We start from the raw sequence: 22,397 nt of genomic DNA on the forward strand, positions 1-22,397 counted from the left end.
AACATTATTTAACCTTTGTCACCTGCACCCATCCTTCGTTCTGGTGCAGCATCATACATACGATACGGTCATTCTGTTCGGCACACTCAGATACAGGCCTGATGTTTGCCATTACAGCAACGCCGTCTTTGTAACCGCTTAGCAGCCCATCATTACAGACATGATAATCCTTTCCGTCTGCACGCAGATAAGTGCCGGTGCAATCCCGTATCACGGTCATTTTCCGCAGTGATTCTTTCTTACAGGAACACAGTGCAATGGCGGTAAATGCCAGCAGGAAAACATTTTTTTTCATAGGGTGGCTTTTTGTGGACAGGTTAATTTACCACTAAAAACGAAACCCTCAGCGCATTATTGCGTTAAAAAATCTCAGACACCGGCCCCCTGCTTTCTTACATAGATCGTCTTGATCATAATCGACTGCCCCTCAATACGCCCCTCAATATATCCCGTGTCATTGGGATCGAGCTTAATATTGCGGACTACGGTTCCCAGACGCGCATTTACGGTAGAACCTTTTACGTCAAGGGATTTTGTAAGCACGACAGTATCGCCGTGCTCGAGCACGTGACCGTTGCTGTCGCGGTGCAGATCCACGCTCGCATCATTTTCATGATCTCCTGTGGCTTTGGCCCACTCCATTGTTTCGTCGTCGAAGTACATCATGTCGATGCATTCGGCCGCCCAGGACTCGCTTCTCAGCCGGTTGAGCATACGCCAGGCGGTAACCTGCACTGCGGGAAATTCACTCCACATAGCGGACTTCAGGCATTCCCAGTGTGCTGGATCCAGCTCTTCCTTTTTGTCGATCTGGGCAATGCATTTTGCGCAGAAAAGCGCTTCATTACCGGTGATGTTCGATGCCACCGGCGCTACTTCATACACATGCAATCCGGAAGTAATGCTGCAAAGTTCGCAGCTGGTGCCGCTCCGGGCTTTCAATTGTTCTTCTGTTTTCAAAATATGGCTGTATTTGATGATTAATGATCTTATCAGGAAGTGGTAACAAAATGCCTGAGTATATACTCAGAAAACCAATTCGGTATTTTATTGGTATGCAGCAGTAATGCTCCTGCATGCACTTCTGCCACCAGGGTCATTTGTGCACCGGAATTATCAAAGAGATAAGACCGGTAACAAAGACTCATTGCCGGAAAAACATTCTGCAGGGACTTTTCGTAGCGGGATAATATTTTTTCGGAAAGAACAGGATGTCCGCCTTTTTCCACGCGGTTTTCCACTCTTTGTATATTAACGATCGGGTCGTCGGTACACACAAAATAAAGGTATGGGCGATAGCCTGCGTCAAGCGCGGTTCTGATCTCCGTGACTTTAGAGGGATGACTCATGACGGTTTCATAACTGAACCCCTTTTTGCCTGAAATCAGTATCTGGCGCAGAAACATTGCCACGAGTGCGCTCTCATAGCTATGGCTCAGTTTACTCTTATCTACAATGAAATTTTCACGGATGGAAATATCGATCTGCAAACCTTCTTTTTCCGCTTTACGCATAAGGGATTGCGCTTCCGCTGAACTTTTAAAAGCTTCGAAATCTTCCTCTGAAGCTTTTACATGAAAGTTGCTCAGATCAATAAGGCCGGAACGGATCAGTTCCTGCTCAATGAGGTCGGCATTCACAAAGGCGCCAACCTTAAATCTTGAAGCCACCTGCCGGAAGAGGGTACTTTTTCCTGATCCGTTAGGACCGGCGAATATTCTAAGCCTGCTCATTTTTCAGTTTCAAAACCATTCCCTTTTTAAGTTTCAGGTTTTGCTTCCGCTCGACAGCCCCTACGGCAATCATTTTACCATCGGGATATTTGTCGTAAATGGTGCCGTTCAGAATAAGGCGTACTACCAGTTCCAAAGCTTTTGCTTCACGTTGGGCCATCTGACTCGCGGCCTTAGCCGCTTTAATGATCTCCTGTGTTTCTTTTGCAATCGTCATAATTCCGTTATTACAAAGATACGATATATAGATGTGCAGGGAGTTTAAAACAATTGTAAACTCCCTGCACCCTGTTACATATTTCTACGATATTGACCGCCTACTTCGAAGAGGGCTTTGGTGATCTGCCCCAGGGAACAGTATTTCACGGTTTCCATGAGCTCTTCGAAGATATTTTCATTACGGACAGCGGTTTGCTGCAGACGGCGCAGCATCTCTGTGCCCTTGTCGCCACTGCGTTCCCAGAGACTGTGCACATTGCGTATCTGGAATTCTTTTTCCTCCGTTGTACTGCGGATTACTTCCGCCGGAATAACCGTTGGAGAACCTTTGGAGCTCAGGAAGGTATTTACACCTATAATAGGGAATTCTCCGGTATGCTTCAATGTTTCATAATACAGGCTCTCCTCCTGGATTTTCCCGCGCTGGTACATCGTTTCCATTGCACCGAGTACACCTCCGCGCTCAGAAATCCGATCGAACTCCGTGAGCACCGCTTCCTCTACCAGATCGGTCAGTTCCTCGATAATAAACGATCCCTGTAACGGATTTTCATTTTTTGCGAGTCCCAACTCTTTATTGATGATCAGCTGGATAGCCATAGCACGGCGCACGCTTTCTTCAGTAGGCGTGGTAATAGCTTCATCATACGCATTTGTATGGAGCGAGTTACAGTTGTCGTAAATCGCATAAAGTGCCTGAAGTGTGGTACGGATATCATTGAAGTCGATTTCCTGCGCATGCAGTGAGCGGCCTGATGTCTGAATGTGATATTTGAGCATCTGGCTGCGTTCGTTACCTCCGTATTTGAACTTGATCGCTTTGGCCCACAGACGGCGTGCCACGCGGCCGATAACGCTATACTCGGGATCCACACCGTTACTGAAGAAGAAAGACAGATTCGGTGCGAAATCATCGATATGCATACCGCGGCTCAGGTAATATTCCACGAAAGTGAAACCGTTGGACAGCGTGAACGCGAGCTGTGAAATCGGATTGGCGCCCGCTTCCGCAATGTGGTAGCCGGATATGGATACCGAGTAGAAGTTACGCACGCCTTTGTTGATGAAGTATTGTTGCACATCCCCCATGACACGCAGGGAAAATTCCGTGGAGAAAATACAGGTATTCTGAGCCTGATCTTCTTTAAGGATATCTGCCTGAACAGTACCGCGAACGGCTTTCAGAGTACGCTCCTTGATCGGCTGATACACCTCGGCCGGAAGCACCTGGTCTCCGGTAACACCCAGCAGCATTAAGCCAAGGCCATTGTTTCCCTCGGGCAAAACACCCTGTTTGCCTTCGGCAGTCTGGCCCGCTCCAACAGCCGCGCTGTAATAAGGGCGGGGAAGTCCTTTCTCTTTATAAATCGCGTCGATCTTCGCATTAACCTCTGCTTCCAGCCCATGCTCGCGGATGTACAACTCACACTGCTGATCAATAGCGGCATTCATAAAGAAAGCCGTGATAGTGGGAGCTGGTCCGTTAATGGTCATGGACACGGAAGTTTTCGGATCAGCCAGATTGAAGCCGCTGTATAATTTTTTCGCATCATCAAGGGTAGGCACACTCACTCCGGAATTACCGATCTTACCGTAGATATCCGGGCGATGATCCGGATCCTGGCCATAGAGTGTCACGCTATCAAAAGCCGTACTGAGACGGGCTGCTGGTAATCCTTTACTTACATAATGGAAACGCTTGTTGGTACGTTCAGGCCCACCCTCTCCGGCAAACATACGGGTAGGGTCTTCTCCCTCACGCTTGAAAGGATAAATACCGGCAGCATACGGAAATTCTCCGGGGAAATTCTCGCTTAATGCCCATTGCAGGATTTCACCCCATGCCTCGAATTTCGGCACGGCTACTTTCGGCACCTGCGTATGGGACAAAGATTCCGTATGCGTTTTAATTTTCAGCTCCTTGTCACGCACTTTGAATACGTAATACTCATCCTGATACTGGCGTTTCTTCATCTCCCATTGCTCCAGCAGTTGCAGGTTTTTCGGATCCAGATCGAGGCTTACTTTCTGATAGACTTCCTGTAATCCTTTGATCAGCCTGTCTTTATCTTCTATCCTGGAGTCGGTCAGTGTTTCAATCGTTTTGCGGATACCAAATAGCTTCTGGGCTACTGCCGCCTGCTCGCGGGAACGCTTATCGTATCCCCTGTTGTTTTCAGATATCTCGCTCAGGTAGCGTGATCTTGCAGGGGGTATAATGAATATTTTCTCGCTGAGTTCATCGCTCGCGTGGAATGAAGACTGCAATGTGGCCCCTGTTTTTTCAACCACCTTATCCATCAAGGCACGATACAGCGTGTTGGTACCCGGGTCGTTGAACTGAGATGCGATACTGCCGAATACAGGCATAGACTCAGCATCTTTATCGAATAATTTATGGTTGCGCTGGTATTGCTTTTTCACATCACGCAGTGCATCCATCGCACCACGTTTATCAAATTTGTTCACCGCTACGATGTCGGCAAAATCCAGCATATCGATCTTTTCCAGTTGCGTGGCAGCCCCGTATTCCGGAGTCATCACATACATGCTCAGATCGCAGTAATCGGTGATCTGCGTATCACTCTGTCCGATGCCGGATGTCTCCAGGACGATCAGATCGAAGTGCGCAGCTTTCAGGATATTCACGGCATCATTGATGTGGCGCGAAACAGCCAGGTTGCTCTGGCGTGTGGCCATGGAACGCATATACACGCGCTCACTGCGGATCGCATTCATACGGATACGGTCACCCAGCAATGCACCACCCGTCTTACGCTTGGACGGGTCTACGGAAATAATGCCGATACGCTTGTCTTTAAAATCCAGCAGGAAGCGGCGAACGATTTCGTCCACCAGCGAACTCTTACCGGCACCTCCGGTACCCGTTATTCCGAGCACCGGTGATTTACTTGCTGCTGCAAGCGATTCTATTTTCTTCAGCATCGCCTGTGTCTCCGGAAGTGTGGAATGGTTTTCCGCAGCAGAGATCAGTCGTGCAATGTCCTTAGGGTTTCTGTCGTTCAGATGACCTACTTCTCCGTTCAATTGGTTGCCTGTGGGAAAATCGCTCTGTTTCAGCAGGTCTTCGATCATTCCTTCCAGGCCCATTGCCCGGCCGTCATCCGGTGAATAGATCCTGGTAATACCGTACTGATGCAGTTCAGCTATCTCATCGGGAAGAATAACCCCACCGCCGCCGGCAAAAATTTTGATATGTCCGCATCCTTTTTCCTTCAGCAGGTCATACATGTATTTCAGGTACTCCACATGCCCGCCCTGGTAGCTGGTCATGGCTATTGCGTTGGCATCCTCCTGGATAGCGCAATCCACCACATCCTGCACGCTGCGGTCGTGCCCCAGGTGGATCACTTCCGCTCCTTTTGCCTGCATAATGCGGCGCATGATATTAATGGCCGCATCATGGCCATCAAACAAAGAGGCCGCTGTCACAATACGGATTTTATTCTGAGGTGTATACATATCTTATCCGGAATCTTTAGTATCATTTACTTCCGGGCTGCAAAATTACGCTTTATCGATCTTTTCTTAAAGTATGGCGGCATTCACAGCCTAAAAAATTATCCCGGATGCGTTTTTCAGAATAACTTTGAACTTTGTATCTGTCCCAAAACACCCTGTTTTTTCTATGATTTTTTCTTCGAGGCTGATTGAAGACGCGGTTGCAGAATTTTCCAAATTACCCGGAATCGGGAAAAAATCGGCTTTACGCATGGTGCTACACCTGCTGCGGCAGGAAACAGCGGATGTGGATGCCTTTACAGAAGCCATTTCCCGGCTGATACACCAAATCACTTATTGCAGGCAGTGTCACAATGTGTCTGACACGGAGATCTGCTCCATTTGTGTTAATACACAACGCAATCCGCGTCAGATATGTGTTGTGGAAACGATCCGCGACGTTATGGCGATTGAACAGACACAACAGTACAACGGGCACTACCATGTACTGGGAGGAATTTTATCTCCGCTGGATGGTGTAGGACCGGAGCATCTGAATATCGGCAGTCTTCTGGAACGCGTTACGAAGCAGGGAGACACCGAAGAAATTATTATGGCATTGAGTCCCACGCTGGAAGGCGACACAACCGTTTATTACATTTCCCGGCAACTGAAACATCTGCCGCTGAAAATCACGACTATCGCGAGGGGCATTGCTTTTGGCGGGGAACTTGAATATGCGGATGAAATGACCCTTGCGCGCTCCATATCGAAACGGCTGCCTGTAGACAATTACGTTAACGTAGGTCCGGCTTCCGGCCCGTCTTCCGACAGCTAAAAATATTCGGCTGGTATTGGCCGGGATAGCCTATTTTTGCGAAAATTTGTCCTTAATATTCAAATGGAATTACAAGAACTCCAATCGATGGCGTCGCAAGTGCGCCGCGATATCGTAAGAATGGTGCATAATGTGCAAAGCGGCCACCCCGGAGGCTCTCTTGGCTGTACCGATTTCCTCGTAGCACTCTATTTCAAAATAATGAAACACACACCCGTTCCGTTTGATATGGACGGGAAAGGTCAGGATCTGTTTTTCCTTTCCAACGGACATATTTCTCCGGTATTTTACAGTGTACTGGCCCGTTCGGGTTATTTTCCGATTTCGGAACTCGCAACATTCCGCAAACTGAACTCGCGTCTGCAGGGGCATCCGACCACGCATGAGCATCTGCCGGGCGTACGTATTGCCAGCGGATCCCTGGGTCAGGGACTCAGCGTGGCAAGCGGTGCGGCGTACAGCAAAAAACTGAATAAAGAAGAAGATACTTATGTTTACGTGCTGATGGGAGACGGTGAGCTCCAGGAAGGCCAGAACTGGGAAGCAGCAATGTTTGCAGCACATCACAAGCTGGACAATCTGATCGCTACGGTAGACGTAAATGGTCAGCAGATCGACGGCCCAACCCTGAACGTTATGAACATAAGTCCTTTACGTGCCAAATTCGAAGCATTTGGCTGGGAAGTAATGGAAATGGAAGGTAACGATATGGCTGCTGTACTCAAAGGTGTGGATCAGGCGCACGGACTCAGCCGCAAAGGCAAGCCGGTGATGATCCTCATGCATACTGCCATGGGTAAGGGTGTCGACTTTATGGAAGGCACACACGAATGGCATGGTATCGCTCCGAATGATGCACAACTCGAAAATGCATTGGGTCAGCTCACTATCGGACCTGGCGATTATTAATCTTTTCTGCACTAAATAATTACGAAAAGCGTTTTCATCATTGTATGAAAACGCTTTTTACTTTTTGGCCGGAATGGTACTTCCTGACACTGATCGGAATGACCCTTATTCCATGGCCCGGATGGAGTGCCTGGAGTATGTTATTATTAAGCCTTGCTGCGGTTTTCCTGCTGCAAACACGATTTCGCAATACACTGACCGGAGGTCTGCTTGTTTTCGGACTCGCATTCTGTTTATTATTACTGGATACCCAGATCATGAATGCACTCGTCTCAAAGCAAACATGGGATGTTGCACCTCTGTACCTCGGCATTTTCGCAATACTGATCAATCTGTTGACAATAGCAGCGTTGCGCAAGATGGCAATCCGCTACAGGGTAGTGAATTGGTAGGTCCTAAATATTTTATAAAAAACCATCATAATTGTGTAATAAAAACCGCGCCCAATTACAGGATTTTTGTGTCATAAATCTCCGTCAGATGAAAGAAATGGCACTTATGGGTTTTTCGGTCTATTTTATTTCCTGTTCTCTGAATGCCCCCAGGCGTGTTACCTCAGGGAACAGAACTAAAAAAACAGTTATACAGATCAAAAAGCTGGAGACCATCACCAGGCATCTGATGGCAGCGAAGGCGAAAGCTTTCTAAAAACGGATGAATTATGCTGCTTATCTTATCTACAACAACCATACTCGCTCTGTCTGCAATCACCAGCCTTGCAGTATTCCTTCATACACCCAAACGAAAGAGGGTAAGCTCAAAAAAATAATATCTGATCTTAAGTAATAAAGCCCGTATCGTCTGATACGGGCTTTTCCTATTCAAAAGTAGCAGTTTCTATCTGAAGCGGATATTGTAAGATGCTGCAATACCCACTGTCTGGATGTCGATCATCGGCGCGCTACCGAAGATGTGATTGTAGTACGCGTAGAAATTCCAGCTGTAGTTGTGGTAGCCGAGCTCAGGCTTTACGTTGAAGCCACCGGTTTCACCGGTTACATTGGTGTAGAACGTGTAGCCGCCATCAACTCCCGCAAAGAATCCTTTTTCCTTGGGATAATAACGGAGCAGCAGATTTGCAGGGATTGTTCCGAAATCGGAGAACGGATCCTTAGCGAAGAAATGGTTGTAACCGGTACTCAGACCGAGTCCGAAGTGGTTGGTAACCATAAATTGACCGCTAACGTCCACCCCTCCTGTAAAACTGCTCCAGTCGGAAGCATCTCCGAGCGGCATGCCCGCGTTAATACCTACTTTCAGCCAGGAATTACGTTTGGTGATTTCACTGTTCGGTTCTGAATTCGTCTGTGCAGAAACCGCGCCTGTTCCCAGAATAAGGGAAGAACAGATCAGCATGATTCTTTTCATAAATTAATCGTTTTGGTTGCCCCAAAAGTAAAACGCGTATGCAATACACACTGTTGTGAGTATCTTAAAGACGATACGAACGACATTTTGAAAGCCGCTGAAAAAACAGTTACTTTTGCAGGTTCTGCAACTAGATAAACTTTGATCTCTCCCGCCTCTATACAGGAAGTTATGAACCGCGCCGACATTGTCGAAGTGGTAGGCCAGTTTGTACGCCTGAAAAGAAGAGGAGCGAATTATATAGCCAATTGTCCTTTCCATAATGAGAAATCTCCTTCTTTTTCGGTTTCGGCAAGCAAGGGCATCTTCAAGTGCTTCGGATGCGGAAAAGGAGGCAATGCGGTAACTTTTGTGCAGGAGCACGAGCGCATCACCTATCCCGAGGCAATCCGCTGGCTGGCAGACTTCTACAAAATCGAACTGGAAGAAACCAAGGCTTCCGAAGAGCAGATACAGCATCAGCAGATAGAGGAAAGTCTGCGGATACTCAATGAGTTTGCCGCACAGTATTTTCATGATGCGCTGCTGCAATCGGAAGAAGGACAGACGATCGGTTTATCTTATTTTAAAGAGCGTGGTTTCCGCACAGAAATTATTGAACAATTCCGACTCGGATATTGTCCCGAAGACGGCTCGTCGTTTTACAAGGCAGCCATCGAAAAAGGATATGCTCCCGAGATGCTCGAAAAATCGGGCTTGTGCAAGAACAGCAACGGAAGATGGTATGATACCTATCGGGGCCGCGTGATATTCCCTATCCAGGGCATGACCGGGCGCGTGCTGGGATTCGGTGCGCGTATCCTTAAAACCAACGAAAAGTCGCCTAAGTATATCAACTCGCCGGAGAATGAACTATATGTAAAAAGCCGGGTATTGTACGGGTTGTACCAAAGCCGTCAGTCGATGGGCAAGGCAGATGAATGCTACCTTGTGGAAGGTTACACCGACGTGATCTCCCTGCACCAGGGAGGTGTGGACAATGTGGTTTCGAGCAGCGGAACTTCCCTTACCGAAGACCAATTGCGTGTAATAGGGCGCACCACGAAAAACCTGACCATCCTTTACGATGGCGATAGTGCCGGCATTAAAGCCGCTATGCGTGGAATGGACATGGCCCTTGCGCAAAGCTTTAATGTAAAGCTGGCACTGCTGCCCGAAGGCCACGATCCGGATAGTTACATTCAGGCAGTGGGTGCAAGTGCTTTCCACACCTACATCGCCGATCATAAAGAGGATATTATCGGCTTCCGCATGGAAGTAGGAATGAAGGAAGCAGCAAATGATCCGGCAAAGAAATCCAAACTTGTAAACGAGATTGCCGAAACGATATCACGGATCGACAAAGCGGAGGATTTCGCTTTGCAGGATTATTATATCAAGCAGTCTTCAGAAAGGCTGCAGGTGGATGAACAGGGCATGATCAACCTGGTCAATAAATTCATCCGCGAACGTATAGAGCAGGACAGAAGACAGGCTCAGAACAGACCCGTTGAAGAACAACAGGATTATGAATCCACCCCGCTTCCGGAAATTCCCGGGAACGATTCAAACGAGCGGCCCGACGACGCGCAGGAATGGCAGCTGATCTGTGTGCTGCTGCTTTACGGCCAAAAACCGGCAGAGGGCTTTCAGCATGTGGCGGAAATGATCTATCAGCGTGTTGACTTTGATATCATCGAACAGGCGGATGTAAAGGAATTTTACACGCTTTACTATAATTACGTTTCCGAACATGAGTCGCTTCCGGAACTGAACTATTTCACCCTGCATACCGACCAGCAGATACAGCGTAAGACCGCGAATCTGCTGCATAACAAGAATGAAGTAAGCCCTAACTGGCTGGAAAAATTCGGCATAGCGATGCTGAACGGGGAAGAAAATTACATCAATGATGTGGAAAGCACACTCTGCTATTTCGAACTGAAAAAGCTTAAAGCGCTGCAGGCCGAACTCCGGAAACAACTGCCTCAGGCAAAAGACGAACAAAGCATGTTGCAGCTCATGCAGCAATTTGTAGCACTCAAAAAAACCGAGCAGGAGATCCTCCAGCGCCAGGGAACGGTTATCGTCAAATCTGCTTCACGTTAATTTTAAATTAGTCTCTACACAAACTGAATGCCGGGCTTCTGCTTTGGCCGGATATTTATGTAGCTTTGATCTCGCTAAAAAAACCAATTATGAAAAAAGCAAACTACTACTGGAGTATCGGAGCACTTGCATTTACGGCAATGCTGAACGCATCCTGCGGACAAGGCGGCTCCGGTGATATGCATGAAATCAACGACACCGTTGAAGCACATTCTGCACGTGTAAACCTGCCTGCATTGGAACTCGTTCCTGTTGGTCAGTCTCCTGAATTTGCCAACGCACAGCTGAGCATCGCTTCCGTAAAAGGCACTCCTGCCGGTGATTCAACAAAGGTTGCTTTCACGTTCAATGTAAAGAATTATGAACTGAAAGGCCAGACCCCGGATGCAGGCTCCAAAGAGTGTAACAATTCCGACAAGGGACAACACATCCACTTCATCATGGATAATCAGCCTTACGTCGCGCTGTATGAACCTAAAAATGAAATCACTCTGGCAAAGAACACGGAACACTACCTGATGTGCTTCCTTTCCCGCTCTTACCATGAAAGTATCAAGTCTAAAGGAGCAGCGGTCGTTTATCATTTCAAAATTGATGAAGCCGGCAAACTCGTGAAGCTGGATGATCCGAAAGAGCCAATGCTGTTCTACAGCCGTCCGAAAGGAGATTACCTCGGTAAAGACACGGCAAACCTGCTGCTCGATTTTTATGTGTGGAATGCAACCCTGGGCAACGAATATAAGGTAAAAGCGCTGGTCAGCAACAGCACAAACGGTCAGGAGAAAGAATTCATGATCGACAACTGGCAATCGAATTTTATTAAAAATATGGGAACCGGCAAAGCAAGTGTTACCCTTACCCTCGTGGATAAAGATGGCAAGGAAGTGCATACCCCGGCCAACAAAATCACCCGTAATATCCGCCTCGCAGCTGCGGAACCAATGCCCTAAATTTTAAAACAGTAACAGCAAAAATGAACCATCCCAACGAAGAATGGGGTCTTGATACCCTGTGTGTTCATGGCGGCCATAAAACGGAATCCAACCGTGCACACCTTACTCCTATTTACGCAACCAGCACCTATGTATTTGAAAATACAGAGCAGGGGGTTGATGTGTTCCAGGGTAAAGAAGAAGGGTATATTTACGGCCGTTTCGGAAGTCCTACAATTGAAGAAGCAGAGCGGAAAATAGCAATGCTCGAAGCCCGCGGCCTGAAAGACGCATCCGGCAATCCACTCGAATTGTACGCTTTACTGCATGCCTCGGGCATGGCTGCGGTTACCACCTTGCTGCTCGCGAATCTGAAAAGCGGGGATAAGATCATCACCCATCCTTCGCTCTACGGAGGCACGCAGGAGATGATTGACAAGATCTTACCCGGTCTCGGCATCGGACATGTGATCGTGGATATGCATGATGAGCAGGCGGTACGCAACGCGATACAGGCAGACCCTGCTATCCGCATGATGTACCTCGAAACACCTGCGAATCCGACCTTGCAATGTGTCGACCTCAAAAAGCTAACTGCGATCGGTCGCGAAATGAATCTCGTGATCTGCGCAGATAATACGTTTGCAACGCCTTTGCTGCAGCAGCCTTTCGCTTATGATATGGATTTCGTGATCCATTCCACCACCAAGTTTCTGAATGGTCATGGAACCGCAGTAGGTGGCATACTCATAGGCCGCGATCTGCAACGCATGCAGGGAGACGTACGTAAATTTCACCGCTTACTCGGAGGAAATTCCAACGGATTTGATGCGTTCCTGCTCTGCAACGGGCTGCGTACCCTGTCGCTGCGCATGGATAAGCATTGCAGTAATGCAATGACGGTCGCCGGTTTTTTCGAAACGCATCCTAAGGTTGCCAGAGTCAATTTCCCGGGACTTGCATCGCATCCGCACCACAACATAGCGGCTGCACAAATGCAGCAATTTGGCAGCCTGATGAGCATCGAATTACATGGAGGTTTTGATGCTGCCGTAGCTTTTATGAATCGATTGCACATATGCACCAATGCGGTTTCCCTCGGCACCTGCGATACACTCGTATCTCACCCGGCATCTACCACACATGTCGGTGTACCGAAAGAACACCGGCTGGCTTCCGGTATAACTGACGGACTGATCCGTATCAGTATCGGTATTGAAGATGCGCAGGATCTGATCCGCGATTTCCAACAGGCACTTGCATAGACAGTTAGTGTAAATCTGTAAGAAGTATTTCTAAAAAAAGAAAGGCCGCAATGATATTGCGGCCTTTCTTTTAGTGTCTCTTGGAACGGGTATATCCTTCCGGACCATGCCCGTGTCGTTTGCCTCCGAAATCTCTTCCGCCTCCGCGGTTTCCGGAATATCCGCCACGACCGGAGCCGCCGCCGGGTTTGAATCCTTTGCTTTGCTCCGCTTCCTCTACACGCACCTTGCGGTGTTTGTATTTTTTACTATTGAGTGATTGCTGGATAAAGTCAGCCGCATCATGACGCACGTTGAAGAAACTGCTCATATCACGAACAGTCACACGTTCGATCATGTCAGACTCGATATCGGTGCTTTCAGCGATGAATGCGATCAGACGTTCTGTATTGAGTCCGTCTTTTTCTCCGAGATTGATAAACAAACGTCTCCATCCGCTGGTCTTACCGCCACCACCGGTGTTGCCGAATCCGGCGTTCAGATCCTGGCTATCGGAATAAGCATCGATCGCTTCTTTCAGCTGCAGCCAAACCAGGCGACGTATGAGTTCGTCTTTTTCCATCGACTCAAAACGGTCATGGATCATTTGCTGATAAGTATCTGCGAAATCCGCTTTAGGTTCTGCAGTTTCAATTTGTTCCAGATAGAAAAACAGTTTTTTGCGGATCACATCACCACCGTCAGGAATGTCTGTCTTATTAAACCGTTGTTTGACGATGCGCTCAATGTTACGAATGCTCGATATTTCACGTGGTGTAACGATCGACATACAGATACCGGATTTACCGGCACGTGCGGTACGGCCGCTTCTGTGTGTGTATACCTCAGGATCATCCGGCAGTTCATAGTTGATAACGTGTGTGATGTCGTTTACATCAATGCCACGGGCCGCTACGTCTGTAGCGACAATAGCCTGCAGGGTACGGTTTTTGAAACGCTCCATTACCTTGCTGCGCATTTTCTGGTCCATATCTCCATGCAGCGGAGACACGTGATAACCTTGTTTCATCAGGCGCTCCGCAATCTCCTGGCAGTCCTGCTTTGTGCGGGTGAAGATGATACCGTAAATACCCGGAGCAAAGTCCAGCAGTCGTTGCAGCGTTTCGAAACGGTTGTGGTGATTGGTAATGTAATACTGGTGATCGATGTTTTCGTTAGTGGTGTTGGCCACGGTAACGGAAAGCTCTTTCCACTCTTTCATGAAACGCTTGGCAATGCCACGCACCTCATTGCTCATCGTTGCAGAGAACAACCAGGTAAATTCCCTGCTGGGAGTGGTTTTCAGGATGATGTCGATGTCCTCGCGGAAACCCATGTTCAGCATTTCATCCGCCTCATCCAATACCACATAGCGCACGTTTTCGAGGCTGATCGCTTTACGCTCCAGCAAATCGATCAGACGACCGGGTGTGGCCACGATTACCTGTGGCTTGGACTTGATTTCGCGGATCTGTCCCCCTATGGGTACGCCGCCATACACAGCCACTGACCGGAAATGGTCAATATGCTGTCCGTATTTGTCAAATTCATTTTGAATTTGCATACAAAGTTCACGCGTAGGACTCAGTACCAATGCCTGAATGTCTTTTACGCTGGTGTCAATGTAGTGCAATAAAGGAAGGCCGAAAGCTGCTGTCTTACCGGTACCGGTCTGTGCAAGACCTATGATATCAGAAGGTTGAGATAAAAGCGTTGGAATTACTTTTTGTTGAATGGGCGTTGGTGATTCAAAGCCCAGGTCCGTTACTGCACGAATCAATTCTTCCCTCATAGGGAAGTCAGAAAATAATGTCATTATATGAAGAACTAATTAAGGCGCAAAGGTACAACAATTAGTTCATATAAATACAGCACAAAAACGTCCTATGCCTTATCTGAAGGAGAATTCGGCACTTTTGCCGAGGCTAATTGCCAAATGATTGTTACTTTTACCCGCTCTATTTTTTAAAAGAAAAATCAATCAATGGCACATCAACTGTTACAAGGAAAAAAAGGTCTGATCTTCGGCGCACTGGACGAGCGTTCAATTGCCTGGAAAGTGGCTGAACACGCTGTGGCTGAAGGCGCACAGATCGTATTAACCAACGCTCCTATCGCAATGCGTATGGGTAAGATCAACGAACTGGCTGCTGCATGCAATAATGCACCCGTGATTCCTGCAGATGCTACTTCCATTGCCGACCTTGAAAATCTGATCACCAGGGGTATGGAGCACGTGGGTGGTAAATTTGATTTTGTCCTGCACTCCATCGGTATGAGTCCGAACGTAAGAAAATCCATTCCTTACGATGAGACCAACTATGACAACTTCCTTAAAACACTGGATATATCCGCTTTATCATTTCACAAGGTGTTGCAGACCGCTAAAAAGCTGGATGCCATTAACGAGTGGGGATCTGTGGTGGCACTGTCTTACATAGCCGCTCAGCGCACGTTCCCTGGATACAACGACATGGCGGATGCAAAATCCGTACTTGAAAGCATCGCCCGCAGCTTTGGCTATCAGTATGGCTTTGCTAAGAAGGTGCGTGTAAATACGATCTCTCAGTCCCCTACGGTGACTACTGCGGGAAGCGGTGTTTCCGGATTCAACGCATTTATCGACTACGCAGAAAAAATGTCTCCTTTAGGAAATGCGGACGCCGAGCAGTGTGCTCAATACTGCATCTCCCTGTTCAGCGACTATACACGTATGGTCACGATGCAAAACCTGTTCCATGACGGCGGTTTCTCCAATACCGGTGTAAGCCATCTGCTTATCGAAGACCTGAACAGGCTCAACGGACAATAGCAATAATTTTCTGCCCTTTGCGTTTTGAAAACATGAATTTTAAACTATTCTGGTGCACTTCCTTACTTGCGCTTCTGTGCATCAACGCACAGGCGCAGGTAACGGGAGGACAATTCTCTTTCGAATACCTGCGTTTATCGAACAGTCCGCATGTAAGCGCCCTGGGCGGTATCAATGTGGCACATCCGGGTGCAGATGTATCGCTTGCCATGCAGAACCCCGCGTTGATGCGCCCTGAACTGCACAATAACCTGTCGTTGAACTACAATAATTTCTACGCCGACATCAGCAATGCCAATCTTGCCTACGGCTATTTTCTACCCAAGCTCAATACCGCTTTTGCGCTCGGTGTGCAATACATGAACTACGGGAACTTTGCAGCAACAGATGAAGTGGGTAATACAATAGGCAATTTCAAGGCGAACGACTATACGCTTTCTCTTGCGGCATCGCGCCAGTACAGGGAACATTGGCGCTATGGTGCGACGTTGAAGTTTGCTCAGAGTTCGCTTGCCGACTGGAAAGCAAGTGCATTACTGGCGGATATCGGTGTCTGTTATGAAGACACGGCAAATCTGCTGACAATTGGCGCAGTTGCAAAAAATATGGGAGGGATGATCAACAAATATACTCCCGGATCTGCAGCAGAACCTTTGCCTTTTGATCTTCAACTGGGTATTTCAAAACGTTTCAAGCATTTACCGCTACGCCTGTTCGGAACAGTACATCACCTGTATGAATGGGATATCCGGTATGATAATGCCGCAGACAATAATACAAACAAAGTTTTCGGCACTTCAGATACAACCCAGAGCAATCATTTCGCAGATAAGTTATTCCGGCACTTCATATTCGGTGGCGAACTCACAATAGCGAAACGTCTTACCGTCACGGTAGCTTATAATCATCTCCGTCGCAGAGAATTGTCGGTTGATTCAAAAAGAGGCGCAACCGGCTATTCGTTCGGAGGAAATATCAATCTGAATAAATTCCAGGTGTATTACGCCAGATCGTATTACAGCATTGCAGGCCCGTACAATGAATTCGGATTGAATATACAGTTGAATAAATTGTTCGGAGGAGGGCCGGTATGGAAAGCTACTTACCCTAAATGGGAGGAATGACAAGTTTATTTTCTGGTAACGATCAGCAACATTATGATCAGAAAGACCACTACCAGCAGCAAAGAAGCATAAGGAACCAGACGATTCTGCTGTTCCTTTTTTTTGCGTCTGTCTGATTCCTCCTGAAGCCGTTCTAAAACCGTTGCGTCAATATGACCGGTAAGCTCTGTGACTCTGGCTGCAATTTCCTTAAAAGAACGCAGTGCCTGAATGCCCGTGGACGCATCAAGCAGCGTTTGCACAACGCTGCTGTTCAGGTCGCTATTCTGCTGCCGTTTCATGATCGCTATATTTTCTGTGCTCAGGATGCCCATTACAAAATCCGCCAGCGCATCATAATTAATGCCCATGCCATTTGATTTGGCGACGTACATGCGCACACCTTCCGCCTGTTTCAGGATTTGCTGCACGGTGTAAATATTATCGCGCGATTGCTGCGCGGCAAAGCCGGAAGAAATGATGAATCGGTCGTAGATCTTCCGCTTCGCGGGATCTGAAAGTATTTCATAGGCTACCTGAATCTCCTGAAATCTGGTGGTAGCTTCAGCTCCCTGATTGCGATCGGGATGAAACCGGCGCGCCTGTGTGCGATAGGCCTTCTTAATATCTGCCGCGGAAGCGTGGAACGGGATTTCCAGTATCTGATAGTGGTTAAGTGCTTCCGGCATGAACGGCGTATTGATGTAATTCGGCAAAATTAAAAAAGCCGCTCATTTCTGAGCGGCTTTTCTTTTATTTTAAAGTATTAAGCTTCTTTTTCTACCTGACCGTAGTTGAGCTCAACAGGCTGGGCTCTTCCGAAAATCTTAACGGTAACTTTGAGTTTCTTTTTCTCATCGTTCACTTCTTCCACAGTACCGTTGAAGTCGTTGAACGGACCATCGATGATCTTCACCGTTTCACCAACAATAAACGGATCTGCGAATGTAACGCCGGCTTCGGAAACTTCGTCCATCTTACCGAACATTTTGTTCACTTCGTTCTTGCGTAAAGCTGTGGGCTGGTCTTTACCGAGGAAGTGGATCACGCCATTGATTCCTTTGATCTGCTGAACGATTTCATCATTCATTTTACCGTCAACGGCTTCGATCATCAGGTATCCGGGGAACAGGATTTTCTCACGAAGGGCTTTTTTACCGCCTACAACTTTGAAAATTTTCTCTACCGGGCAGAGCACCTGCAGAACCAGATTTCCCCAGTTATTGATCTTAATCTCTTTATCGATGTATTCCTTCAGCTTCTTCTCTTTACCACTTACTACGCGCAGCACGTACCACTTGGTATCCTGATTGATTACTAATTCTTCACTCATCTTACAGCGATTATTTACCCAGCAGGTTATACAACAAAGTGATTACTTTTTCAGAAGCCACGTTCATGCCGAGCATGATAAAAGTGGTAATAGCCAGAGCGACCAATACGATAACAGTAGTTTGTTGCAACTCGCTCCACGTAGGCCAGGTGACTTTATGCATCAGTTCGTCGTACGCCTCCTGAATATAGCTACCGAATTTGCTCATAATGATAAAAGTTTGGTTGTTTTTGTAAAGCTATGAAAAAGCTATGAAAAACGAAAGTGCACGGGCACTAGGATTCGAACCCAGATCAAAGGTTTTGGAGACCTCTATTCTACCATTGAACTATGCCCGTAGGAGAAAATAATCAGCTAACTAGCCAGGCTAATTAGCTGATTATGGTTTTATCTAAATCTCTGATAAACAGAATTATTTGATAATTTCAGTTACCTGACCGGCACCTACTGTACGACCACCTTCACGGATCGCGAATTTCAGACCTTTGTCCATCGCGATTGGAGCGATCAATACAACGTGCAGTGTAACGTTATCACCAGGCATTACCATTTCAACGCCTTCTGGCAGCATACACTCACCAGTTACGTCCGTAGTACGGAAGTAGAACTGAGGACGGTATTTGTTGAAGAATGGAGTGTGACGACCACCTTCGTCTTTGCTCAGAACGTACACTTCACCTTTGAATTCAGTGTGCGGAGTGATAGATTTAGGAGCAGTGATTACCATTCCACGACGGATATCTTTTTTCTCGATACCACGCAGCAGGATACCAGCGTTATCACCAGCTTCACCACGATCCAACAATTTTTTGAACATTTCAACTCCTGTACAGGTAGAAGTCAGCGGATCTTCATTGAAACCAACGATCTCAACGTTGTCTCCAACTTTGATGATACCGCGCTCGATACGACCTGTAGCAACAGTACCGCGACCAGTGATAGTGAATACGTCTTCTACAGACATCAGGAATGGTTGATCGATTGGACGGGGAGGCAGCGGAATATATTCATCAACTGCAGCCATCAGTTCGTCGATAGCAGCAACCCATTTTTCTTCACCAGCCAAAGCTCCTGTAGCAGAACCTTTGATGATTGGTGTGTTATCACCGTCGAAGCCGTTTTTAGACAGCAGATCGCGGATTTCCATTTCTACCAGTTCCAGGATCTCAGGATCATCAACCAGGTCAACCTTGTTCATGAATACTACGATACGAGGTACACCTACTTGTTTTGCCAGCAGGATGTGCTCGCGTGTTTGAGGCATAGGACCATCAGTAGAAGCTACTACCAGGATAGCACCGTCCATCTGAGCGGCACCGGTAATCATATTTTTCACATAGTCGGCGTGACCTGGACAGTCAACGTGCGCATAGTGACGATTGGCAGTTTCGTATTCTACGTGAGCGGTGTTAATGGTGATACCACGCTCTTTCTCTTCAGGAGCGGCGTCAATCTCATCATATCCTCTTTTCTCAGCCAAACCTTTGCTCGCCAGGATTGTAGTGATCGCAGCAGTCAAAGTAGTTTTACCATGATCCACGTGACCAATGGTACCAATGTTAACGTGGGGTTTCTCCCGTTTGAAGGTCTCTTTTGCCATTTTTATTCTTTTTTAAAAAGTTGTTTAAGTGTTATTGTGTTTTTGCGTTCACCGCAGCCAATTTTTTCCAAAATCTGCCGAAATGAGCGCAAATGTATTATAAATTATCGGATCAAAAAAATCCTATAATCTGTATGTACTGTTTTAATTGAAAAATAATACCGGAAAATTTTTCAATATAGCTGACAACGTGTCAAAACTACAAATCCTGCTCTACAGTCGTCTTTCGAGAGCTGTTGAGCAGGATTGAACTGCCGACCTCTTCCTTACCAAGGAAGTGCTCTACCACTGAGCTACAACAGCTTTTTTGTGCAAAAAGAGCGGGAGACGAGGCTCGAACCCGCGACCTACAGCTTGGAAGGCTGTCGCTCTACCAACTGAGCTACTCCCGCTTAACATTTTTAGGCAGTTTGTACAAAAAAAAGTGTGGGCAGGGAAGGATTCGAACCTCCGTACTCCGAAGAGAGCAGATTTACAGTCTGCCGCCTTTAGCCACTCGGCCACCTACCCATTTTCTTTAGCCTGAAAAACGACCATAAAAAAGAGCCACTTGCCGGAATCGAACCAGCGACCTACTGATTACAAATCAGTTGCTCTACCAGCTGAGCTAAAGTGGCTTATTTTTTCGCTACAAAGAACTTTCCCGTTTTGAATTCGGGATTGCAAAAGTAGGGAAGTATTTCATTTCTCCAAATTTTTTTTTCACTTTCTTGCAGATTCTTTTTGTCTCCCCTTTTGCCACTACATTTGCACTCTGAAAAAATAGTCCGCTCTTGCGTAAAACCCGGGATAACATACTGCGATTCATTGACTTCTTCCATCCGCCATTCCGGCGCTGGATCGATCTGCAGACATTCCGCTACCTAGCATGCGGTGGCTCCAACCAGCTCCTGAATATTTTTTTGTACTGGTTCTGCTTTAACATTATCCTCCTCAAACAGGATGTACCCCTGCCGGATATGAAGCCCATCGGCGGACCCATCGCTTCTTTCATTTTCGCATCCGCCTTTACCATTCCCATCGGCTTCGTTTTATCCAAATACGTCGTATTCCAGGAATCCAATCTGCGCGGACGCATCCAGCTGTTCCGCTATATGGTACTCACAGGCACCTGTTTCATACTCAACTACTGGATGCTCAAGCTGTTTGTAAACGTGATGCATATTTTCCCTACCGTTTCCCAGACAATCACGATCGTCTTACTCGCAATTTTCAGCTATATCGTACAACGCTTTTTCACTTTTCGCGTTAAGAATGCAGAACCGGAACTTCCGTTTCCCGATACCGGCGAATAAAATCACTATATTTACCTCATTATGCTGAAAAAATGGTTTGTCATCTGCCTGTTGCTGATCGGTGCTGAAAACGTCGCTCAGGCTCAGTATTTTTATCGATGGACAGAACTCGGCGTGTCCGGGGGAGCCACCCAGTATTTCGGAGATCTGAATGACAACTACGGATTCCACAACATCCGTGAGAATGTAGGTGTTTTTTGCCGTTACAATCTCAACCATTACCTCGCACTCCGTTTCTCTGCAAACTATGCGCGCGTAGGCTATGATGATAAGTACAACAAAAATCCTTACCAGAACGAACGGAACCTGAACTTTCAGAGCAATATTTTCGACGCAACGGTCCAGGCAGAATTTAATTTTTTCCGCTTCGAGACGGGCAATCTGGACAATGAATGGACACCCTATATCACGGGAGGTATCGGGGGCTTCTATTACGATCCGTACACTATTTTCAATGGAGACAAGTATTACCTGCGCGGTATCGGCACAGAAGGACAAAACCTCCCTGCTTATGCCGACCGTAAATACACCAATTTTGCGCTCTGCTTCCCGATTGGGGTGGGTGTGAAATGGTGGTTGCTTCCGGGCGTGAATATGGGCCTGGAAATAACCGACAGGCTTACCACAACCGATTACCTCGACGATGTAAGCACTACCTATGTAGGTGCCAATAATTTTGCTTCAGATCCAAGCGTTATTAATCCGACCTACTATATTCAGGACCGCTCATTGCTCAAAAATCCTTCAGACCCTCTGGGTCGTGCCGGTAAGCAGAGAGGTAATTCCGCAACCAAAGATCAGTACGTGATGCTGCAGCTACACCTGTCTGTACAACTGCGCACTTATAAGTGTCCGGTTACTCCACCTTACTGGCGGACGCATTATTAAGGCTTCCGTTTTTCCCCAAGTTCCAGACTCACGTTTATCCAGGAAGGATCAAATGCTGCTTTATAACGCTCATAAAAACGGATAGCCGGTTCATTCCAATCCAGCACCTGCCATAGCATTCCGTTGAAATTCCGCAGCCTGGCCTCTTCAATCAATGCGTCCATCAGCAGACCTCCGATACCCTTTCCACGCCAGGACTCCGATACGATGATGTCTTCAAGATACATGCGTTGCCCTTTCCAGGTGCTGTAACGGATGTAATACAATGCCATACCGCATATCACACCATCAACTTCTGCGACGAAAGCCCACCATACCGGTTGCTGGCCAAATCCGCTTGCTGCAAAATGCTCCGGAGAAACAGTTACTTCTTCCGGCGCACGCTCGTACAATGCCAGTTCCCGGATGAGCTCCAGCATTGCCGGACAATCTTCCCGTACTGCACGACGGATATGTATATTCATAAGCTTTTTATATTAACGATTATTCCTGCGCTGCGAAGCTACTTAACTTTCCAAAGATAGAGGCTGAAGCAACCAGATGACCAAGTATACATTCCAAAAGAACTTAATT

The 22,397-nt window shown here is 47.2% G+C and carries 23 protein-coding genes and 5 tRNA genes; 11 read left to right on the forward strand and 17 right to left on the reverse strand.

Translation table 11 applies throughout. The annotated features are described in order from the left end of the window. Positions 1 to 4: 4 nt before the first annotated feature. The 5 genes from ABD846_RS05870 to ABD846_RS05890 all read right to left on the reverse strand — a co-directional run bounded on the left by ABD846_RS05870 (position 5) and on the right by ABD846_RS05890 (position 5,405). The gene (locus tag ABD846_RS05870) at positions 5 to 295 is read right to left on the reverse strand and encodes a hypothetical protein (RefSeq protein ID WP_344823786.1); all 291 of its coding nucleotides are present in this window, start codon (positions 293 to 295) and stop codon (positions 5 to 7) included. A gap of 74 nt (positions 296 to 369) precedes the next feature. Next, positions 370 to 960 carry a PhnA domain-containing protein gene (locus ABD846_RS05875; protein ID WP_344823789.1) on the reverse strand — a complete coding sequence of 197 codons (591 nt, stop codon included), beginning with the start codon at positions 958 to 960 and terminating at the stop codon, positions 370 to 372. A 32-nt stretch (positions 961 to 992) separates the two neighbouring features. Then, positions 993 to 1,733: an ATPase gene (locus tag ABD846_RS05880; protein ID WP_344823791.1), complete on the reverse strand. Its 741-nt coding sequence runs from the start codon at positions 1,731 to 1,733 to the stop codon at positions 993 to 995. Further along, complete coding sequence (locus ABD846_RS05885) at positions 1,720 to 1,950, reverse strand: hypothetical protein (protein WP_344823793.1); 231 nt, start codon at positions 1,948 to 1,950, stop codon at positions 1,720 to 1,722. The genes ABD846_RS05880 and ABD846_RS05885 overlap by 14 nt, the downstream gene beginning before the upstream one ends. 74 nt (positions 1,951 to 2,024) lie before the next feature. Beyond that, positions 2,025 to 5,405 carry a methylmalonyl-CoA mutase family protein gene (locus ABD846_RS05890; RefSeq protein WP_425568021.1) on the reverse strand — a complete coding sequence of 1,127 codons (3,381 nt, stop codon included), beginning with the start codon at positions 5,403 to 5,405 and terminating at the stop codon, positions 2,025 to 2,027. Between the two features lie 196 nt (positions 5,406 to 5,601). On the opposite strand from ABD846_RS05890, the gene recR reads away from it, so the two are divergent. The 4 genes from recR to ABD846_RS05910 all read left to right on the forward strand — a co-directional run bounded on the left by recR (position 5,602) and on the right by ABD846_RS05910 (position 7,809). Next, entirely contained in the window at positions 5,602 to 6,252 is a 651-nt protein-coding gene (gene recR / locus ABD846_RS05895; protein ID WP_344823798.1) for a recombination mediator RecR, read from the forward strand. A gap of 63 nt (positions 6,253 to 6,315) precedes the next feature. Continuing rightward, entirely contained in the window at positions 6,316 to 7,161 is an 846-nt protein-coding gene (locus ABD846_RS05900; RefSeq protein WP_344823801.1) for a transketolase, read from the forward strand. A 44-nt stretch (positions 7,162 to 7,205) separates the two neighbouring features. Further along, on the forward strand, positions 7,206 to 7,553 hold the full coding sequence (locus ABD846_RS05905; RefSeq protein WP_344823804.1) for a hypothetical protein: 348 nt from the start codon (positions 7,206 to 7,208) through the stop codon (positions 7,551 to 7,553). A gap of 88 nt (positions 7,554 to 7,641) precedes the next feature. After that, positions 7,642 to 7,809 (forward strand): hypothetical protein, encoded by a 168-nt coding sequence (locus ABD846_RS05910; RefSeq protein ID WP_344823807.1) that lies wholly within the window; start codon positions 7,642 to 7,644, stop codon positions 7,807 to 7,809. A 189-nt stretch (positions 7,810 to 7,998) separates the two neighbouring features. Here the strand turns inward: ABD846_RS05910 and ABD846_RS05915 are convergent, their stop codons facing one another. Beyond that, positions 7,999 to 8,529 carry a hypothetical protein gene (locus ABD846_RS05915; RefSeq protein WP_344823810.1) on the reverse strand — a complete coding sequence of 177 codons (531 nt, stop codon included), beginning with the start codon at positions 8,527 to 8,529 and terminating at the stop codon, positions 7,999 to 8,001. Between the two features lie 141 nt (positions 8,530 to 8,670). Between ABD846_RS05915 and dnaG the strand changes: the two genes are divergently transcribed. The 3 genes from dnaG to ABD846_RS05930 all read left to right on the forward strand — a co-directional run bounded on the left by dnaG (position 8,671) and on the right by ABD846_RS05930 (position 12,814). Further along, on the forward strand, positions 8,671 to 10,617 hold the full coding sequence (dnaG, locus tag ABD846_RS05920; protein ID WP_344823813.1) for a DNA primase: 1,947 nt from the start codon (positions 8,671 to 8,673) through the stop codon (positions 10,615 to 10,617). An 89-nt stretch (positions 10,618 to 10,706) separates the two neighbouring features. Further along, the gene (locus tag ABD846_RS05925; RefSeq protein ID WP_344823815.1) at positions 10,707 to 11,567 is read left to right on the forward strand and encodes a hypothetical protein; all 861 of its coding nucleotides are present in this window, start codon (positions 10,707 to 10,709) and stop codon (positions 11,565 to 11,567) included. A 23-nt stretch (positions 11,568 to 11,590) separates the two neighbouring features. Further along, positions 11,591 to 12,814: a trans-sulfuration enzyme family protein gene (locus tag ABD846_RS05930; protein ID WP_344823817.1), complete on the forward strand. Its 1,224-nt coding sequence runs from the start codon at positions 11,591 to 11,593 to the stop codon at positions 12,812 to 12,814. Between the two features lie 70 nt (positions 12,815 to 12,884). Here ABD846_RS05930 and ABD846_RS05935 read toward each other — a convergent pair whose 3' ends face one another. Further along, positions 12,885 to 14,609, reverse strand: a complete 1,725-nt coding sequence (locus ABD846_RS05935; RefSeq protein WP_344823819.1) for a DEAD/DEAH box helicase — start codon at positions 14,607 to 14,609, stop codon at positions 12,885 to 12,887. Between the two features lie 168 nt (positions 14,610 to 14,777). On the opposite strand from ABD846_RS05935, the gene ABD846_RS05940 reads away from it, so the two are divergent. Both ABD846_RS05940 and porQ read left to right on the forward strand, forming a co-directional pair. Beyond that, the gene (locus tag ABD846_RS05940; RefSeq protein WP_344823821.1) at positions 14,778 to 15,605 is read left to right on the forward strand and encodes an enoyl-ACP reductase FabI; all 828 of its coding nucleotides are present in this window, start codon (positions 14,778 to 14,780) and stop codon (positions 15,603 to 15,605) included. 32 nt (positions 15,606 to 15,637) lie between these two features. Further along, on the forward strand, positions 15,638 to 16,729 hold the full coding sequence (gene porQ, locus ABD846_RS05945) for a type IX secretion system protein PorQ (protein WP_344823823.1): 1,092 nt from the start codon (positions 15,638 to 15,640) through the stop codon (positions 16,727 to 16,729). 5 nt (positions 16,730 to 16,734) lie between these two features. Here porQ and ABD846_RS05950 read toward each other — a convergent pair whose 3' ends face one another. The 9 genes from ABD846_RS05950 to ABD846_RS05990 form a co-directional block, all read right to left on the reverse strand. Next, positions 16,735 to 17,397 (reverse strand): J domain-containing protein, encoded by a 663-nt coding sequence (locus tag ABD846_RS05950; protein WP_344823825.1) that lies wholly within the window; start codon positions 17,395 to 17,397, stop codon positions 16,735 to 16,737. Between the two features lie 77 nt (positions 17,398 to 17,474). Beyond that, entirely contained in the window at positions 17,475 to 18,041 is a 567-nt protein-coding gene (gene nusG, locus ABD846_RS05955; protein WP_344823827.1) for a transcription termination/antitermination protein NusG, read from the reverse strand. A 10-nt stretch (positions 18,042 to 18,051) separates the two neighbouring features. Then, positions 18,052 to 18,249 (reverse strand): preprotein translocase subunit SecE, encoded by a 198-nt coding sequence (secE, locus tag ABD846_RS05960; RefSeq protein WP_344823829.1) that lies wholly within the window; start codon positions 18,247 to 18,249, stop codon positions 18,052 to 18,054. Positions 18,250 to 18,308: 59 nt separating this feature from the next. Continuing rightward, a tRNA-Trp gene (locus ABD846_RS05965) sits at positions 18,309 to 18,379 on the reverse strand. 74 nt (positions 18,380 to 18,453) lie between these two features. Beyond that, positions 18,454 to 19,641, reverse strand: coding sequence for an elongation factor Tu (gene tuf / locus ABD846_RS05970; protein WP_344823831.1), 1,188 nt, complete (start codon positions 19,639 to 19,641; stop codon positions 18,454 to 18,456). 231 nt (positions 19,642 to 19,872) lie between these two features. Further along, positions 19,873 to 19,944: transfer RNA gene (locus ABD846_RS05975), tRNA-Thr, on the reverse strand. Between the two features lie 16 nt (positions 19,945 to 19,960). Continuing rightward, positions 19,961 to 20,033, reverse strand: a tRNA-Gly gene (locus tag ABD846_RS05980). A gap of 35 nt (positions 20,034 to 20,068) precedes the next feature. Further along, positions 20,069 to 20,151: transfer RNA gene (locus tag ABD846_RS05985), tRNA-Tyr, on the reverse strand. Positions 20,152 to 20,185: 34 nt separating this feature from the next. Next, positions 20,186 to 20,258 (reverse strand) — tRNA-Thr (locus ABD846_RS05990). A 156-nt stretch (positions 20,259 to 20,414) separates the two neighbouring features. On the opposite strand from ABD846_RS05990, the gene ABD846_RS05995 reads away from it, so the two are divergent. Beyond that, positions 20,415 to 20,936 carry a GtrA family protein gene (locus ABD846_RS05995; RefSeq protein WP_344823834.1) on the forward strand — a complete coding sequence of 174 codons (522 nt, stop codon included), beginning with the start codon at positions 20,415 to 20,417 and terminating at the stop codon, positions 20,934 to 20,936. A gap of 21 nt (positions 20,937 to 20,957) precedes the next feature. Beyond that, positions 20,958 to 21,824, forward strand: coding sequence for a type IX secretion system protein PorG (porG, locus tag ABD846_RS06000; RefSeq protein ID WP_344823836.1), 867 nt, complete (start codon positions 20,958 to 20,960; stop codon positions 21,822 to 21,824). On the opposite strand, the gene ABD846_RS06005 is transcribed toward porG, so the two are convergent. Continuing rightward, positions 21,821 to 22,288 carry a GNAT family N-acetyltransferase gene (locus ABD846_RS06005; protein WP_344823838.1) on the reverse strand — a complete coding sequence of 156 codons (468 nt, stop codon included), beginning with the start codon at positions 22,286 to 22,288 and terminating at the stop codon, positions 21,821 to 21,823. The two genes, porG and ABD846_RS06005, sit on opposite strands and share 4 nt — an antisense overlap. Positions 22,289 to 22,397 lie beyond the last annotated feature (109 nt).

The sequence above is a fragment of the Rurimicrobium arvi genome (assembly GCF_039540495.1).
Classification (GTDB): Bacteria; Bacteroidota; Bacteroidia; order Chitinophagales; family Chitinophagaceae; genus Rurimicrobium; species Rurimicrobium arvi.